11 protein-coding genes and 2 pseudogenes are annotated in these 18,148 nt (G+C 58.6%); 2 read left to right on the plus strand and 11 right to left on the minus strand.

The annotated features are described in order from the left end of the window. Positions 1–61: 61 nt before the first annotated feature. Positions 62–1,594 carry an IS66 family transposase gene (locus EJ078_RS09280; RefSeq protein WP_024505579.1) on the plus strand — a complete coding sequence of 511 codons (1,533 nt, stop codon included), beginning with the start codon at positions 62–64 and terminating at the stop codon, positions 1,592–1,594. Positions 1,595–1,889: 295 nt separating this feature from the next. Here the strand turns inward: EJ078_RS09280 and EJ078_RS09285 are convergent, their stop codons facing one another. The 4 genes from EJ078_RS09285 to EJ078_RS09300 all read right to left on the minus strand — a co-directional run bounded on the left by EJ078_RS09285 (position 1,890) and on the right by EJ078_RS09300 (position 6,890). After that, on the minus strand, positions 1,890–3,920 hold the full coding sequence (locus EJ078_RS09285) for a hypothetical protein (protein WP_208721220.1): 2,031 nt from the start codon (positions 3,918–3,920) through the stop codon (positions 1,890–1,892). Then, positions 3,921–4,388: a hypothetical protein gene (locus EJ078_RS09290; protein WP_091597927.1), complete on the minus strand. Its 468-nt coding sequence runs from the start codon at positions 4,386–4,388 to the stop codon at positions 3,921–3,923. It lies immediately after the preceding gene. Continuing rightward, positions 4,385–5,296, minus strand: a complete 912-nt coding sequence (locus EJ078_RS09295; RefSeq protein ID WP_127313403.1) for a hypothetical protein — start codon at positions 5,294–5,296, stop codon at positions 4,385–4,387. Before EJ078_RS09295 ends, EJ078_RS09290 begins: the two co-directional genes overlap by 4 nt. A gap of 1,360 nt (positions 5,297–6,656) precedes the next feature. Next, positions 6,657–6,890, minus strand: coding sequence for a helix-turn-helix transcriptional regulator (locus EJ078_RS09300; protein WP_127313402.1), 234 nt, complete (start codon positions 6,888–6,890; stop codon positions 6,657–6,659). Between the two features lie 116 nt (positions 6,891–7,006). On the opposite strand from EJ078_RS09300, the gene EJ078_RS09305 reads away from it, so the two are divergent. After that, positions 7,007–7,288, plus strand: coding sequence for a DUF2285 domain-containing protein (locus EJ078_RS09305; protein ID WP_091597932.1), 282 nt, complete (start codon positions 7,007–7,009; stop codon positions 7,286–7,288). Between the two features lie 712 nt (positions 7,289–8,000). Here the strand turns inward: EJ078_RS09305 and EJ078_RS09310 are convergent. The 7 genes and pseudogenes from EJ078_RS09310 to EJ078_RS09350 form a co-directional block, all read right to left on the minus strand. Beyond that, positions 8,001–8,303, minus strand: a complete 303-nt coding sequence (locus EJ078_RS09310) for an autoinducer binding domain-containing protein (protein WP_245459154.1) — start codon at positions 8,301–8,303, stop codon at positions 8,001–8,003. 1,640 nt (positions 8,304–9,943) lie between these two features. Next, positions 9,944–11,350, minus strand: coding sequence for an aminotransferase (locus EJ078_RS09325; RefSeq protein ID WP_128284838.1), 1,407 nt, complete (start codon positions 11,348–11,350; stop codon positions 9,944–9,946). A gap of 157 nt (positions 11,351–11,507) precedes the next feature. Beyond that, positions 11,508–12,005 (minus strand): Lrp/AsnC family transcriptional regulator, encoded by a 498-nt coding sequence (locus EJ078_RS09330; protein ID WP_091597942.1) that lies wholly within the window; start codon positions 12,003–12,005, stop codon positions 11,508–11,510. A gap of 225 nt (positions 12,006–12,230) precedes the next feature. Further along, positions 12,231–13,775: a fumarate hydratase gene (locus EJ078_RS09335; RefSeq protein ID WP_208721224.1), complete on the minus strand. Its 1,545-nt coding sequence runs from the start codon at positions 13,773–13,775 to the stop codon at positions 12,231–12,233. Between the two features lie 6 nt (positions 13,776–13,781). After that, entirely contained in the window at positions 13,782–15,215 is a 1,434-nt protein-coding gene (locus tag EJ078_RS09340) for an NAD-dependent succinate-semialdehyde dehydrogenase (RefSeq protein ID WP_208721226.1), read from the minus strand. A gap of 647 nt (positions 15,216–15,862) precedes the next feature. Then, positions 15,863–16,631, minus strand: a pseudogene (locus EJ078_RS09345) (IS5 family transposase). A gap of 330 nt (positions 16,632–16,961) precedes the next feature. Beyond that, positions 16,962–18,065 (minus strand): annotated as a pseudogene (locus EJ078_RS09350) (IS701 family transposase); the annotation flags it as partial. Between the last annotated feature and the right edge of the window lie 83 nt (positions 18,066–18,148).

Here is an 18,148-nt window from a genome sequence, read left to right on the forward strand (position 1 = left end):
GAAGTGAATCAGCCTGGATTCCGCTGTCGCGGGCTGTCGGCGAATATGGTCTGATCCGCTCATGGCGATGACGGCTGACCAGCTTCCCGACGATCCGGACGCGCTGAAGGCGATGGTCCTGGCGCGCGACGTCGAGAATGCCCGTCTGATTCAGATCATCAAGGAATTGCAGCGTCACCGCTTCGGCCGGCGTGCCGAGACGCTCCCCGAGGATCAATTGCTGCTGGGGCTCGAAGAGGCCGAGCAGATCGAGGCCGCCGACGAGGAAGAGAACGAACAAGCATCTCCCGCAGAGCGCCTGGAGCGCGCCAGGAAGCGCCGGACGAACCGCGGCGCGTTGCCATCCCATCTGCCGCGGGTGGAAATGATCGTCGACATCGAGGACCATGCCTGCCCATGCTGCCGCAATGGCTTGCATCGGATCGGCGAGGACGTGAGCGAGCGGCTCGACATCGTTCCGGCGCAGCTGCGTGTAATCGTCGTGCGGCGGCCCAAATATGCCTGCCGCGCCTGCGAGGACGTCGTGGTTCAGGCTCCCGCGCCGGCCCGGCTGATCGAGGGTGGTCTTCCGACCGAGGCAACGGTCGCCCAGGTGCTGGTCTCAAAATATGCCGATCACCTTCCGCTCTATCGTCAGGCGCAGATCTACGCCCGGCAGGGTATCAATCTCGATCGCTCTACGCTCGCCGACTGGGTCGGCCGCGCCGCCTGGCACCTGCGTCCGGTGCATGAGCGGCTGCTTGGCAAGCTGAAGTCCTCGCCAAAACTCTTCGCCGACGAGACGACCGCGCCGGTGCTCAATCCCGGCCGCGGCAAGACTAAGACAGGTCAACTCTGGGCCTATGCCCGCGATGACCGACCATGGGAGGGGAGCGACCCGCCGGGCGTCGCCTATGTCTATGCGCCGGACCGAAAGGCCGAGCGTCCGATCGCTCATCTCGCAGGCTTCACCGGAATCTTGCAGGTCGACGGCTATGGCGGCTATCGCGTGCTGGCCGACAAAAGCGGCGTCACGCTCGCCTTCTGCTGGGCGCATGTCCGTCGGCGCTTTTATGAACTGGCAGCAGCCGGTCCCGCGCCGATCGCCAGCGAGGCGCTGAGACGGATCGCCGAACTCTACAAGATCGAGGATGACATCCGTGGCCGATCGGCCAACGAGCGCCGCGCGATGCGTCAGGACAAAAGCCGCGCCATCGTCGCCGATCTCGAACCCTGGCTGCGTGAGAAGCTCGGCCTGATCAGTCAGAAGACCAAGCTCGCAGAGGCAATCCGCTACACGCTCTCACGCTGGGAAGGCCTCTCGCGCTTCCTTGACGACGGCCGCATCGAGATCGACAGCAACACCGTCGAACGCTCGATCCGTCCGATCGCGCTCAACCGCAAGAACGCGCTCTTCGCAGGCTCTGACGGCGGCGCCGAACACTGGGCAGTCATCGCCTCGCTGATCGAAACCTGCAAGCTCAATGGTGTCGAACCGCTCGGCTATCTCGCCGATGTCCTCACCAGGATCGTCAACGGCCACCCCAACAGCCAGATCGACGATCTCCTGCCTTGGGTCTACATCAACAAGCTCGAGCTCAAGGCCGTGGCCTGAGAACACCGCTTACAGGCGGTGATGCCGAGCCCTTGGATGAACGACACGGGTTAGGCGAGCCCTTGCATCTCGGGGGCGGTAGGCTTTTGCTCACAAGCCGAGCCGAACCCTACTGCGGCACAGATACGCGGTATCGTCGAGAATATGGCAGCCGCTCCCGGGCTCCCCCATGAACGGCTGAACGACTGCGGTTTCGGAGTGATGTAGCCCGCAGCCCCTCGTCGATGAAGCGCCGCGCCAGCAATCCTCGTGATGCGGATACTGCGCAGAATGATACTTGGCGCACTGTGGGCCGTTAGCAAAAGGCACGAGGAGGCGATGAAGCTCTATCGCAGAATATACTCTGAACCGAAATCGATGACGTGCATGTGAAGGCCTTGTGCCCTCGCCCGAACCGCGTGATCCTTGTCAGTCGCGGCAACGATAACCTGCCCCCCTTCCTGCAAACGTCTGCGACGATATCGAAGAACTTGAGGTAATCTTGTCGGTCGATGTTCTGCTGGGCAGGCTCGTCGAAAACAGTCAGATTCGGATGGTTGCTTTTCTGGGAGTTATCACGGCTGGCGTGAAGGGCGAGCACGAAGGCCGTTATGATGCGGATCCAGTCACTAGCCGAGGTCCCGAAATCGGCCCGAACCCGCCGGTCACGATCGTTTACGATGACTCTCGGCATGAAAGAGCCCTCATCGATCACCATGGAGCCGATCTCGAAAGAATTGAAACCTAGGCGCCCGAGATAATCTCTGAACGTTCTTTGGAATTGCCGTAGAAGGCTTTGGTCGTCAGCGCTCAGGTCACTCCTCAGTTTCGAAAGCTTTCCAGCAACGTCAAGATACTCGTTCCAAATGTTCAGAAGAGCGGCAAGCTCGCTGCTAGTCTGGTCGAGCAGATCGCGATAGCTCCCTATCGCGTTCTCTATTCGCGCGATGTCGCGGGCACGCGCCATTAGTTCCGATGGAATTGCACCAGCCAGGCTTTTTTGGATTTCCGACTGCTGGGTCAGAGCAATACTGATTTCGTTTCCAAGCTGCTCTGATTCGACCTGGTGACGCTCACGCCTGGCGATCTCGACGCTAATGATGTCCTGCAAGAGGTTTCGTTGGTCGGTAATGTATTCGACATTTTCATCGATTGACATGGTCGGAAAGCTGCGCATCTGCGACAGTAGCGTGCCATCGATCGACTGCTCGCAAACCGGGCACGCACTTGTGATCGCCCATTCGTCCCGGTTGAACAACCGGCGGATTTTCAGCTCCTCCTTGTTCTTTTGCAGGTCCCGTGCGAGCACCTCCAGACGCTGCTGATAACGACGAACGTTGCCGCGAATGGCCGCTATCGCGTTGTCGAGCTCGCTCTTCCTGGTGACCAGCGCTGTGATCCTTTTTGAGATCTCGTCTATCCGACTTTGCAGGCTAGGATCTGGAGGCGTAAGATCGGCTAGTGCGATTTTGCTGGCGAGATCTGCCTCAGCGGCTGACAGCAAATCTGCCAGGGATTGCTGTTTTTCTCCCTCCGTCACTCTGAATATCTGCGGGCTGAATGAACCTACGCCGATGTCCGAGGGAATACCCTTAATTGAAAACTGTCTGCCGTTTACGTGACGTCTAACAATGGCGATTCCGGTGTCGTAGCGCGCCTTCAGCCGTTGCTCGTCCAGCCTAAGGGCATTCCGTTGCAGATTGTTCCTGATGTAGTCGAGTCCCAGAAGTTCGGCGATGGTGGATTTCTTGGGATCACGGACCCGATAATAAGGCATGTTCGCCATGATATCCGCCCATCCGCGCTTTTGTTCGATGAAAATCGCGGAGAATATGTATTCCAGATAAAGCCGCATCACGCCGTCGTCTTGAGAGATAACTTGAACCTCCGGGAAGCCGATGAACTCGGAGAGCAAACGGTGGAAACCTCTAGTGTCCGTGTAAGATCCTGACCCCAAATAATATTCCTCCAATCCGGCCTCGCTCCATTGGCTGAGCGGCCCGCGCCGAACCAGCATCCCGCGTGACAATTCCGGTTTGACGGATCGACGGATGGTCAAGAGTTCATTAGAAGCGTTGGCAATCTCGAGGAGAATTGCCGCTTCGACAATCCTTTGATCCCCTTGTGCGCCCCTCAATGTGTCCTTTACCAGAGCGGCAACATTGCCTTTCACGAGATCGTCTAATCCTAGCCCGACCGCGAGAGCGTTGACGAGCGTGCTTTTGCCTTGTGTGTTGCTGTCCGTCAGGATGAGGTTTGCGCCGGGACGAAGTTCGACCTCGCATGAGGCGAGCTTACCGTTGAAAAGCTTCGCCTCGAGGCGTACTCGACTATATCTGAGATGCATTTAGATGCCCTCCCTCATGACGGTCTGAACTTCGTTCTCAGAGATCCTGCCTACTTCCCTGGCCAGTGCAAATACGTCCAGCGCCAGTTGTTGGCTCCTGAGGCTTTTCACAAAGTCCGTTCCCTTATCGGTCAGTTCCACCCTAAAGCCACGCTGAACGTCCTTCTGATCGAGGAGACCCGCTCCCATGGCATAGTTCACACATCGGTTCAGGTAGGGGTCGGCAGACGGCGCAAGGATCCTTGGCGAAAATCTGACCGATCTGAACTCCATGTACGGACCTCGGAAATCCTCGTTTATGAATAGCGAATTGATAAAATGAAGCTGCTTGAACGATGCGGAGCCGGCGCGGCAGCATTCCGACACGGAGATGCAGACCATGGCTAGCCGCCGATAGAGCCTTAGGTCGGCGGGCACATCGACGGGTCGCTGGGTGAACTCGATTTCGATCTTTTCGGCAGGGTTCACTGCAGCGACCTTTTCCTCTTAAACCTCAAAGGGCAGCGAACCAGCCAGTCTGCAATCGTAAACTTCCTGATCCTGCTCAGCGTCTTGGTGCCGAGACGGCTGCCTACGACAGCGTTGAGACGGGCCTCGAGCGTCGTTTTAACGTGGGAGAATGAGTTCCAGGAGCCGACCGCGATGCTGCCCTGCTCGGCATCATTTTCGATGTCTGAACGAATTTCCTCAATTTGGCTGAAGAAGTCAGGTTCTCGGCGTTGGATTTCGCTGAGCTGAATCGAATTTTCCAGAAAGTTTTTCAATTCGAAATAGGCAAGTTGCTCAGCCTCCTCATCATTGTCCGTAATGAGACGGAACTTTTCATAGACGAGCTTAAAATTTTCATTTTGTCGCAAAACGACGAGCGCGGGGACGGGCTGATCCTCAACCGTGACTTCTATCCTGTCGTCGCGCCGTTTTTGATACTCCAGCCATTCCGTCTCAAGAAACGATGGTGTCTGAATGGATACTTGAAAGTCCGGATCTATGATGGAAAGGCCCCACGATTTGACCTCTGTCTCTTTTTGCTTTGCGTATCGATGCAGGTCGTTGTGGGGAGTTTCCTTGTTAAGGAGCAGGGCCCAGTTCCGAAGCTTCTTACTACCAATGATCGCGGCTATTTCGCTTTCGTTCAGTTGCAGCTTCTTGAGGTCAGTTCCGATCTTTTTGCGAACGCCGGATACTGGATCCTTGTTTTCAGGCTCCTGCCCGTACGCCTGGTATGCCGTACCGGCTCGTAGATTGAGCCCGTCCAATCCTAGATCGCCACCCTTGTCGCCGATGGGCTGATAATCCGTCCCGTATTTCGTGCCGAGGAGAACGTTGCAAATGCCTTCCCAAGCATCCCCATTATAATCCAGATACCAAAGACTCAATTTACCGCCCCGAATTCAGCACTGTTCCCGCGACGGTAGAAGGCACGTCGTCCTCTAAACAGCAAAGACATAACACAACGTCAGGCTGCAAACGTCGGACTATGCGTCGCGGAGTACCAGAAGATTCGTAAATCCGCCAACACGGCCTCTGCAAATAACGGAATACGGTCTGCTCATTCCTGCGGACGGCTAAGACTAGCTCTCTTCACGTCCGCGTCGTATCGCGCCGGCGTAAGACTTCGTGACGGATCAGGACGTATGTGTCAGGTGCGGCTCAACGCTTACAGACAATACGCCCGCGATGCAGCACCACGACCGTCGATGTGAACAGCGCCTCTTCGAAGCGGGAGGTGCCGCTGTTCATGTCAATTAATGTGAGCGCATCGTGTCGGCAGCCTTGTCTCCGCGCTCAAACGTGGTCGGCCGGTCCGGCGAAACCCTCATCCCGGCCGGAGTTCGCGCGGATCGGAAGCGAGGCCCTCGAGGTACTACCGTCCGTGAGTTCGAGTGTGCTCGATCGACCGCATCACCTCGAAGTGCCTGAACGTTGTCGAGAGGTGCAGGCAATTCAGGTTCTATCATAAGCTCGCTCAAAATTTCAGTCTTGCATGCTGCTACCGCATTTGCGGCGTAGGCGTTCAAGCCCTTTTACAAAGTTGGGACGCCTATCTGCGGGGTGTTCGTGAGGATTGATGGCCGCGCAGCCTATGTCAAATTCAGTTTGCATATGCTAACGATCTAGACGCAAGATGGGCGTTCAGACAGAGCCTGGGGTTGGCCGCCAAGCGACATTCTTCGCATGGTCTTGCCCCCCACGGGAACGGTGCCGTGCTCCAGTTCGGCAATGACGCGGTTTGACCTGCTGATGAGGCAAGCGCCTGAGCGCCCGCCCTCGGCGGCGCCAGCCTCTCGGCTGCCGGAACACTTGTTGTTTGCACGCATTGTCTGGTCCTCCGTTCGCCAATCGCGCCCTCCCCCCGGACGCGGGGTGGGCGAAAGCGACCGGAAAGGCCGCCGTAGAAGGCGGACCACATTCGAAAGACCGGAACGAAGAGGACCCGGAGCGGCCACGCAGTCGCGCTGCCACAAGAGACGCGGATGCGTCGCGCACGTAATCGCGAGGATAATTCAAGTCGGACTGGACGCGCCCCGTTCGCCGAAGAGCGCCTTAGCGAAGGCGGGATGCTTCCAGCTAGTGATCCGAGCGCACGAAGAATGGTCGGTCAGGCGCCACGTCGTTCAATAGCCGAAAGGCTGCCGCCCGTCAGCGGCGCGCTGGATGCCTGAGACGCATGAGCTTGCCGAAGAAGAGCCGGCGCTCCGCGGCAGCCGGTGCGCTTCGCGATCCCGCCGGCGCCAGCTATGATCGTAGGCTCAACAGGATCTCGCACGGGTCAGCGTCAAGGGCCGCGGTTACGTCGAGAAACTCAATGACATCGAGACGCCGCTCTCCACCCTCATACTTGGCCACGAAGGATTGCGGCCGGCCAAGCTTCTCGGCCACCTGCTCCTGGGCCATGCCTTTTGCATTGCGCAGCGATGTCAGCTGGGCCAGAAACCGCTGGTGGCGGGGAGATCGAAGAGATTTGGGCATGTAGGCGAACCGGTCAGGTGAAGACCGGCTCAGCCACTAATGTCGGTTTCGGATTATCCCATTTTGGGATATTTTGCCTTGAATCCAGCGATTAACATGCGAGGTTCACGGCAGACATGAATCGATCAACGGGAACAGATGGGACTCAAAGCTCAACACTGCGCGACGAAGTCCCCTGGTCAGACAGCATCACGGGCTACGACAGGCAACATCGCACCATTTACCTGCGCATCCTCGACGCCTGCGTCGATAATGCCAGCGTAGAGGAAATGGCCGAACTCATTCTCGGCATCGACCCGGCCCTTGAACCGATCCGTGCCCGCAAGGCTGTTCGCAGCCATATCGATCGCGCGAATTGGATGGTGACAACCGGTTGCAAGCAACTGTTCGCCGGCTGAATTACAGCGCGGGTTGCGACGCCTTTTTAGACGAGGAAATCTCGGTACCCGCTATTCATCAGCGCGTGACTACGAGAGACGGCGCGGCTGGCGCGATCGCGCAGATGACCGCCAGGATCCCTCAAATTGGCCTCGATGAGCCCTTCGTCGATCAGCGCCTCAACAATCTCGCGGTGGACGCGAGCGACCCGTCGAGGGCCCGAAGAACGAATGGCAACCGGGCTGCAAATTTTTGAGGGAAACAAGCGGCGGGCAGTTCTCCATCGAGACAAAGGGCATTGACCCATTCGAGCGCCGCGAAGCGATGCTTCGAAAGTGCTGCGGGCCAGATCGCCTCAGCACGCAGGCAAGCGGCCGCAGGATGTCCGCCGGGTAAATGCGAGCTGGATGGTGTGCCCAGCTTTGCGGAGAGGGACGTGCTGACACTGGCCGGTTCCCAGCAGGACTGTCGTCCGACATGACAATGACCTCATTTCGAAGGGAGTTGGCGACGCGGACGTCTGTTTCGCGACGACCGACAATACATGGGCGCACCGACGCACACCAGAACGACCGCACTGCGAGCGGGCGAAACAAAACTCCTAATTAGCGCGAGAGATCGCGGAGAGGCGATCACGTCGACAAGGGCTCCGCGAGACAGTGTATTGGCCTCCTGGAGCGCAGCGAGCAGAAAGCGTCGGAATGCCGGTTTGCGACGCAAGAACTCCCAGGCCTAGCCACTCGACGTCAAATGAGCGGTGAAGTCATAGGAGCAGCGATCCTGCCAGTCCATCGGCATCTGGAAGGGGCATCCGCCGACGCGGGCACGCACGATGACGGGGTCGATGCTCTGGTACTGGTGCTCGAGATAGCGCGCTGTCCAGGGCGCCGGATAGTTGGAGATCAGCCTGGGCTTGTCACCTGGCCGCGGCGGTAGCGAGAGATAGGCGAAGGCGAGCAGGTCGGGTTGTGAGCTCACATCGGCCAAGGCGCTGTGGAAATCGACCTCATCGACGCCTTCCGAAAGCTGTTCCAAAAACCTTCGAAGACAGATTGCATGTCTGCGTGTCAGAACCTTCACTGGGTCTCCGGCCACTTGCTTGGGGGTGGAAACAAGCCCGGGTCCTCGGCATCATAAGCGTGCCTTGCGGAGCATGGTTATTCGTCTCAATATTCATTCACTGGCGCGATGGTGGACCTGCTACGTCTCAGAAATACGCCCTGCCGGCGGGGAGGTGCGCCGGCAGGGCTTGCCGCGTAACGCCAGCGGTCAATGGGAGGACCGGACGACAGCGGCAAAACAAAGTCGTTTGGCGCTCACGAAGATTATACGGCCCTTCCGCCTTCGAAGCGGGGTACCTTGTGTCAACTGACTTCGCCGTCGCGTCGACGATTATGTCGACTTCGTATTCCTGGCGATGATCAGTGGCGGGGCAAAGCCGGGGGTATCGCTGTGCGGGCCCCCTTGCGGCAGCTCGCCTCAGCACCAGCGGGTACGTCGTCATGATCCAAATTTCTCCAATCGGCGGGACACGCTAGCTATACGGGTCACGAGCAGACGGGTCACGGAACTCAGATCGTGGCATATCTTAGCGAGATTGGGCATACCGGGCATACCGGGTATCGTTTCTTCAGTCGGACGGAGAAATTGCATAGTACATCAAAGCAAGGCCGGTGGACCGATACCTGGCGACGGTACCGTTGGGGAGCCTATGCATTCTCCTCTTGCCCGAGAATACGCACGACCATCCACTGTCACCTCGAGCAGTTGCCCTGGATCAATGCATATCATCTCGTCATACCATAGTGTCCACTCGAAGTCAGAATCTCGAAGATACGTGATGCCTGAAGCTAGAGGTGAGTCGTCTTTCTCGTTGACAAACTCATGCCACGACGTACCCCTGTGGTTGTAGTTTTGCTCGACGTCCGTGGGCTTAAACAGTTTGACTTCAGGCACGTAGTTCTCCTGAGTATTCGGGACGAATGGTGGGGTCTTTGTGCATGCTTACGATATCAGCCGTCACCGGCTGTTTTGCTGCAAACCATATTCGGCTGATGCAGAAAAAAAGCGTCTCTCTGACTTTCTGGGTTGTGTTAGCCGCGCTGCGACGAAGCAATGTCGAGCGCGAAGCGGCTGCTTTCCAATATATTCGGATGCTCAGCGCCGTCTTTCCTTCCAACAGCCGGAAAATGTCGCAAAGCATAGTCGGCCCTGTGGAGGGCAGGAGGCGCACGCAACCATCGACGGAACCGTCGATACCGCGGAGGAGCAGTTAATGAGCTCTCAACACGTTAAGGCGAGTAGGTCGAGTCGTGAGGTCACATAGGCCAAGGCGCTGTGGAAATCGACCTCATCGTCGCCATCCGAAAGCTGTTCCAAAAAATCTTTCGAAGACAGATTGCATGTCTGCCCTTGTCAGAACCTTCACTGGGTCTTCGGCAACTTGCTTAGGGGTGGAAGCAAGTGCGGGTGCTCGGCATCGTAAGCGTTTCTTACGAAGCATAATTGTTCTTCTCAGCATCCATTCACTGGCGCGATGTGGTGGACCTGCAACGTCTCAGAAATACGCCCTGCCGGCGGGGAGGTACACCGGCAGGGCTCGCCGCGCAACGCCAGCGGTCAAATGGGAGGACCGGACGACAGCAGCAAAACAAGTCGTTTGGCGCTCACGAAGATTATACGGCGCCTTCCGCCTTCAAGGCCCGGTACGTCGTGTCAACTGACTTCGCCGTCGCATCGACGATGATGTCGATTTCGGCCCGGGTGATGATCAGTGGCGGTGCAAAGCCGAGGATATCGCCATGCGGCATGGCGCGGCCGATGACACCGTTTTCAAGCAGAGCAGCGGCGGCACGCGCGCCGACCTGCAGCTCGGGCTCAAACGGTACGCGCGCCTTGGGATCCCGCATCAGCTCTACTGCTGACAGGATTCCAACGCCGCGAACTTCGCCGACAATGGGATGTCCCTCCAATTCGGCTTTCATGCGGGAAAGCCAATACGGCCCGACATCCTGGACATGCTCCAGGATCTTTCTTTCCTTAAGTACTTGAATGTTGGCAAGTGCGGCCGCCGCGCAAAGCGTATGCCCTGAATATGTCCAGCCATGGCCGAGAGGTCCATTCTTCTCGGTTCCTTCTTCCAGGACAGACCAGACGCGGTCGCCAATAATTGACCCGGAAATTGGGAGGTAGGCGGAACTAACGCCCTTGGCGATGGTGACGAAATCCGGGCGCATCCCATAGAGGTGCGAGCCGAATTTCTCGCCGGTTCGCGCGAAGCCACAAACGACTTCATCGGCGATCAGCAGGATATCGTGCCTATCCAGCACCTCTTGAATAGCCGCCCAGTACCCCCTTGGGGGCGGAACGATGCCGCCAGTCCCAAGTGCCGGTTCTCCGATAAAGGCCGCAACAGTTTCCGGGCCCTCGGCAAGAACAAGGGCCTCGAGTTCGTCGGCGCAGCGTTTGGAAAAGGCTTCTTCGGTTTCGCCCTCATGCGCCTGCCGATAGTAATGTGGGGTCGTTGTGTGGCGTACCAGATTCAAAGGCAGGTCGAAAAACTTATGAAAAAACGGAAGACCTGTCAGGCTTCCAGTGACCAGGCCGGAACCGTGATAACCGCGATGTCGCGAAATGATCTTCTTCTTTTCGGGACGCCCGAGAACGTTGTTATAATACCAGACGAGCTTGATATTGGTCTCGTTGGCGTCGGAACCGGAGAGGCCAAAATAAACTCTTTGCATGTTCTGCCCGAAATATTCCACCACGGCCTCCGCTAAGCGGGCAACGGGCTCCGTGCCTTGGCTGGCATAGACATGAGCGAACGGTAAGTCGTGCGCTTGCTTGGCAATGGCGTCAGCAATCTCCGTGCATCCATATCCCATGTTGACGCAGTAGAGCCCACCGAAACCGTCGAGGCTCTTTCGGCCTTCAGTATCCCAGATGTAGACGCCTTCCGCTCCGGCCATGATCCGGTTTGGCGTCTCGCCGCGGCTGTGTTTTGCCAAGTGCGTGGACGGATGAAAGACGAAGCTCCGATCCTTTTCTTGGACTTGCTTGGTTCCCAGATTGGTCAGGCTCATTGTCGCTCTCCCGTTTATTGCCCGGCGGAGAACACTCAGTCCCCGCTCGTCGAGAGCTACTATACCGACGGACACACTTCACGTTCCACGGCAATGTACGTCCGCGGCCGATGAAATCACGGAAGTTGCGTCAATCTCCGTGGAAAACACGGACAACTCAGCGTTGTCTTGGCGCGGACAAGGGAATCGGCGAATTGGATTTTACGGATTTCGTCACTATGAGGCTGTAATATTGATCGATCCCGAGTCCAACCTGTAGCAAACCCTCCATGAATTCCTGGTAGGCAGCCATAGAAGGAGCTGCAACGCGCATCAGGTAATCTACCCGGCCCCCGATCGCCCAGCAGTCCAAAATTTCGGAGATGCCTTGAATTGCCGTCTCAAAGTGTCTTTGGTCTTCGAGGCGGTGACGATCCAGCACGACCTCCACCATCACGAAAATCACGCCCCCGGTGAGGGATGGACTCAGCCGCGCGTAATAGCCTTCAACAATCCCTGTTGTTTCGAGTATGCGGAGCCGCTCCGAGCAAGCCGAGGCCGACAGATGGACGCGCTTCGCCAGTTCGCTCTTCGATATCCGACCGTCTGTCTGAAGCTCCGCGAGGATCCGAAGGTCCCAAGCGTCCAGGCGAACTGTGTTGAGTTTCGACTTCATGGGATTGCCGGGCTGAGTATGGCTTTACGTTTAGTCTGCGTAGGGTCTGCCGCCAATTGCGTCCATGGTCCAGTCGTGCCAGCCCAGCGTGCCTTCGTCGCAGGCGATGCTGGTGTAGGCATAAGCCCATGCGCACAGCTTGCCCGATACAAAGACAAAGCTTCTCACTGCCCTTTGATAGTCTACGCGTAGCCGACACAGGACTAATTGGCCTAACGGGAATAATTAAACGCCGATGTTGCGGGCGATCGTATCGGCGGCCATGCGCTTACGCCACTCGATTGGCCCGGAATTATGAATAGAGTTTCCTTCAACATCGACAGCCATGATGACTGGCATGTCCTGCACCTCGAATTCATAGATGGCTTCCATGCCCAGGTCTTCAAAGGCCACGATCCGCGCGGTCTTGATCGATTTTGAAATCAGGTACGCAGCACCACCCACTGCGATGAGATAGGGCGTTCTGTGTCTCACAATTGACTCGATGGCCGCCGGGCCCCTCTCGGCCTTGCCGACCATCGCATATGTCCCCGTCTCGGCGAGCATCTTTTCAGTAAAACTGTCCATTCGGCTCGAGGTTGTTGGGCCAGCCGGCCCGACAACCTCATCCCTCACCGCGCGGACGGGTCCGACGTAGTAGATCACGCGACCCCGCAGATCTACGGGAAGCTGCTCGCCGGCATCGATCAAATCGACCATTCGCTTGTGGGCGGCGTCCCGGCCCGTCAGCATCTTTCCGGACAGAAGAAGGGTTTCCCCGCAACGCCATGATGCCGTCTCTTCCTTTGTGAGCGCATCGAGGTTGACCCGCCTGACCTCAGCAGTGTGCAATTCTTCATTTCCGATCTGTGGCCATTCAGAAAGGTCAGGCGGCTGGAGCTGGACCGGCCCTGTGCCGTCCAATGTAAACGTCAGGTGCCGGTTGGCGGCGCATTGTGGAATGAGCGCGACTGGCTTCGACGCGGCGTGCGTAGGATAGGTTGCAACCTTGACGTCCACGACTGTTGTCAGGCCACCCAGGCCCTGAGCGCCGATGCCAAGCCCATTAATTCGCTCATAAAGCTCAATCCGTAGTGCCTCCTCCGCGCTTGATGGCCCCTTGGCTGTCAGTTCCAACATATCGATGGGTTCGTTCATGGCCTCCTTGGCCAGCAGCATGGCCTTTTCAGCGCTGCCGCCGATGCCGACCGAGATAAGGCCGGGTGGGCACCATCCGCTGCCAAGGGTCGAAACGGTGTCAACCACCCAGTCGGCAACGGACGCGCTGGGATTAAGGGTAGTGAAACGCGCTTTGTTTTCGGACCCGCCCCCTTTGGCTGCGATGGTGATTTCAATCTGGTTACCAGGCACGAGGTCCACGTGGACGACTGCCGGCGTGTTGTCACGAGTGTTCACCCGTCGGCCAACCGGATCCGAGACGATCGATGGTCGGAGGGGATTGTCCGGGTCGAGATATGCTTGGCGAACGCCCCTATTCACGAGGTCGGCGAAACTCGCCGCTGATTTAATGCGGACCCCCATGCCGACCTTTGCAAAGACCACCACAAGACCGGTGTCCTGGCAGATCGGGCGCCGTCCGAAGCCCGCCATGCGCGAGTTCAGCAAAATCTGCCCGATAGCATTCTTCGCCGACGGGCTCTGTTCGCGCGCATATGCCTGCGAAAGAGACCGGACATAATCTGGAGGATGGTAGTATGAGATATACTGAAGAGCGTCTGCAACGCTCCTTGTGATGTCCTTGCCAGCGATGATCCGCGCTCTATTTCCCACCGGATCTCATCCAAATGAGCCGAGGCCATTAACCATTTTCAGGCTTTGGAAGCTCCGCACCCCTTGCTCACCCCCTTCGTATCCATAGCCGCTCTGTTTAATGCCTCCATACGGCGCATCTGCCGAAACCCCCTTCAGGTAATTCACGCTGACAGCGCCCGCCGAAAGGCCATCGATCAGCGCCCGTTTCGCATTAGCGGCGCCGGTGAAGAAGTAGGCGGCTAAGCCATACTCAGTGGCGTTGGCTTCTTCGATCGCCTCCTCCATCGTGTCGAACGGCGCCACGGTGAGGATCGGTCCGAACGGCTCGTCATGCAGCACTTTGGCATCTTTTGGCACCCCTGTCAGGATGGTTGGCGGCCAGTAGAAACCGGGCTGGTCGAGGCGGGTGCCACCAGTCTCGATGCGGGCGCCGCGATCGACCGCATCTTGGGTCAGATGCTGCATGGCCTCAATTCGCCGCGCGTTCGCCATAGGGCCCATCTCCGTCGCGGGGTCGTCCGGTGGACCGATCTTGATCTTGCGGGCGACTTCCGTCATTCGGGATAGGAATTCCTCATAGAGAGACCGGGCGACGAGAATCCTGCTCGGCGCGTTGCAGCTCTGGCCCGCGCACTCGAACTTGTATTCCGATATCGCGCGGACCGCCTGTGCGAGGTCCGCATCCGCGCACACAACGACGGGGGAGTGTCCACCGAGTTCAAGGACGCAGCGCTGCAAATTATTCGCGGCGAGCGTGGCCAGTTGTTTTCCGACTGCCGTGGAGCCCGTGAAAGTCAAGACCTTCACGATTGAGGAACTGAGGAGATGGCGCGAAATAGGCACCGGTACACCGAAGACGAGATTGACTACGCCGTCCGGGACACCCGCGTGACGCAACGCTTCTACGATATGAACGGCGGCGCTCGGCGTCTCTTCCGCACCTTTAAGAATCACCGGGCAGCCTGCTGCCAGCGCAGGCGCGAGCTTGCGGGCGATGAGGACGGCGGGATAGTTCCAAGGCGTGAAGGCAGCAACGACGCCGAGGGGCTCCGGGACTATCATCCTGTTCGGGCCCAAAGGAATCGGGGCCGACAGCTCTTCGGCGTGGGTGCCGTTCCACTCCAGCGTTTCAACAGCGCGCGCGTATTCACCTGTGGCTTCGGCAATCGTCTTTCCTTGTTCGGCCGACAGATCCTTCGCTGCGGTTCCCACCTTCGTGGCGAGGATTCGGGCGGCAGCCACAAGGGTCTCGCCGCGCTCTTTTGCAGGCCGTGAGGACCAAGTCTTGCGGCTGCGCTCTGCCGAAGCGAGGGCCTCGTCGAGATCCGACACCGTCGCCGAGGCCACCGAGCCAAATACCTTCTCCGTTGCCGGGTTAACCACCGGCAACGTGGCTTTGTTACTAGCGGCTCGCCATTTACCGTTGATAAAGAGCTCATAGCTCGTGGCGTACGACATAGCGTGCTCCGCTTGACTGAATTCAGTGCGATACCAGCCGATATCCCGACATGGGCTCGCTTCCGTGTAGTTTCATCGCGATGATCCCGTCCGGTCAAATATGGAATGTCGACCAAAACCATCTCGAATAGAGATCGATAAAGCTAAGGGAACCGCGAAGAATCGCGGCGATAGTACTGGAAGAGCTTGGTTTGAGAATGGCCTAAGCCCGGTCCGGAGCCGTGGCTGACACCAGTGTCCGTTCTCGATCAATGTCTTGACGACCCTTGGGATCGGCTTGCGGCCGGCGGAGACGGCTGGAGGGCGCTCATCTTTCGGGCGAGCACAACGGAACGGGTGATCACTGGATCAATGATTTTGAGCGTTCGGACCTGCCCTTGAGACACGTCTTTCAGAATGGCCTACGGCCTAAGGATCGGAACACGCCAGGCGGAAACGCGTGCAGGTCGGCGAGCGGCTTTTCGAAGGCGGTTCACCTGTCGGCACACACCCGGTAAAACTCTTGGCGGGTCAGCACCGTCATTTTCCTCACGCTCTGGGCAGTGCGCAGTGGACTGCCAGATTGAAGCGGCCAGCAGCCATCCACTCCTCCAGCGGCCCCATCATGCCCTCGATAATAGTCGCGTGGGCGAGTGTCATGTGAACTCCTAGGGCGCAGACTCATAACTGCGTAGCCAGATGCGGACAGAAGCGAGTTTGATCGCGGCCATGAAGTTGAGCGGATCGCGGTCATATCGTGTAGCGATGCCTCTATACTGCTTGAGCTTGTTGAAGTAGCGCTCGATGAGGTTGCGCTGCCTATAGACCCAGGCGCTGACAGAGAAGCTGCCTGTTCTGTGCTTCTTCGGCGGAATGTTTGCCCAAACGTTTCGCTCTTTCGCCAGGGCGCGAATGGCGTTGCTATCGTAGGCGCGGTCCGCGAGCAGGATCGCATGTGGCTGGAGCGCATCGAGCATGGCGGCGGCAGATTTCCCGTCATCCGCTTGCCCAGCGGTCAGGTGGAGATCGATCGGCCGGCCTTCGGCATCCACGAGCGCGTGGATTTTGGTCGTAAGCCCGCCGCGGGAACGTCCCATGCAACCATCGTCACCACCCCCTTTTTTGCAGTGGCTGCGTGTTGGTGGACGCGGACACAGGAACTGTCGATCATGATGATGTCGCCATCGAAAGCCCGGGAAACCGCCGCAAGAAGCCGATCCCAGACCCCGGCTTGCGCCGTCGGACAAAGCGATTGTAGCAAGTCGTGCAAGGTCCATACCGTTCCGGCACGTCGGCCCAAGGCGATCCCGTGCGGAAGCGCCACAGAATACCATTCAGAACCTTACGGTCATCGACGCGCGCCACGCCCCGAACTTTGTTCGGCAGATTGGGTGCAATGATGCTCCATTCGAAGTCGCTCAGCTCATATCGCCGCATAAAGCCCCAAAAGGAGCCTTGAATCAGAACTCGCCTCAAAGCGATACCCAGTTTATGAGTCGGCCTAGCACTACTTTGGCAGATTTTTAGCGGAGAGGGTTCTGCGGCAGTGGGGGTAACGGATTGGGGGCGGCTGCGCGAGCGCGGAGAGGATGGCTTGCCTGACGGCGGGTAGGCTCGGTTGGGGCGGCGGGCCGAGGATTCTTTTTTCTCCCTCCCGCTTGTTTGAGGCGGCGAGATTGCAGGAAGGCGTAGGCGATCATCGTCAATCAGCGCGTGCCGGTGCAGGCCCGTCCATGAGCGCCCCTCGAAGTGGTCGAGGCCAAGTTCCTCCTTGAGCTGCTGATGCGCCTGTTCGCAGACCCAGCGCGCCTTGATGGCGCCTGCGATCTGCTTGAGCGGGTGTCGGGGGGCAAGTTGGAGAGGTAGTATTTGCGCTCGCCGGTCGAGCGGTGCTCGCCGATCACCCAGACCTCCTCGCCGGGCAGATGCTGAGCGCCCATGTCGCGGATGCGCTGGGGGTGGGCCATCTGCAACCCGGACACGGACAGCGGCGAAGCGGGCCGAGAGGCGGCCTTTGGTGCCACGCCGCCAGCTGACCGTCCGCCATTGGGCTTTTTCCAGCATCGCCTGCGCGGTCATCGACTTCACATCGGGGATATGCCGGCGGCGCGGGCGGCCGCGTCCGGCAACGGGGAAGATCATCGCCACGTCGGCGGCATAGACCTTCTGCTTGAACGGGATGCCGACGGCCCAGATCAGGCCGCGCTCGGTGAGCGCCTGCCGGAAGGGGGCACTCAAGCCATATCCGGCATCGGCGAGCACGCAGCCAAAGCGTAAGCCGGCTGCGCGAGCCCGGTCGATCTCGGCCAGCGCGATTTCGGGCTTAGTCCTGTAGGCACGATGGTCCTCGGGCACACCGGCACGGTCGAGCCGGGCGGGATCGGAAGTCCAGCTCTCGGGCAGAAACAGCCGCAGCCCCACCATGACCGGCACTTCGCCAGAGGCCAGCGTCAGCGACACCAGCGTCTGGCAGTTGGCGTTCTTGCCAAGCGCCGAGGCATATTGCGGCGCGACGCCGACCGAGTGGCGCCCCTTCTTGGGCAGCGCGGTGTCGTCCACGATCAGCCACGCATCGTTCCCGCCAACTTGTCTGTCGGCCTCTGCGAGCAGCACCTTCTCCAGCGGCGCAGCATCCCACACGCCGCTCGCAATGAAGTGGTGCAGTTGGTCATAGTTGACGCCCGCGTCGCGCGCCGCCATCGGTTGGACGCTCTTGCGATCCCCAAGGCCAATCAGCCCAGCAATATAGGCCGGACACATCCGCGCACGCGTCTTGTGCCTCAACGCCGAGACGAACGGCTCAAGCCACCGCTCCAGATCGAATTGCCAATCCCTGTTCATGGCCGGCTCCTCCAAAAGCCGACCTCTCATGAATCACGCAAAACCGCTCTTGGGAATCCTCAAAACGCTCCCAAAACCAAAATCTGCCAAAGTAGTGCTAGGTTGAAGAAAGG

The sequence above is a fragment of the Mesorhizobium sp. M1A.F.Ca.IN.022.06.1.1 genome (assembly GCF_003952605.1).
Classification (GTDB): Bacteria; Pseudomonadota; Alphaproteobacteria; order Rhizobiales; family Rhizobiaceae; genus Mesorhizobium.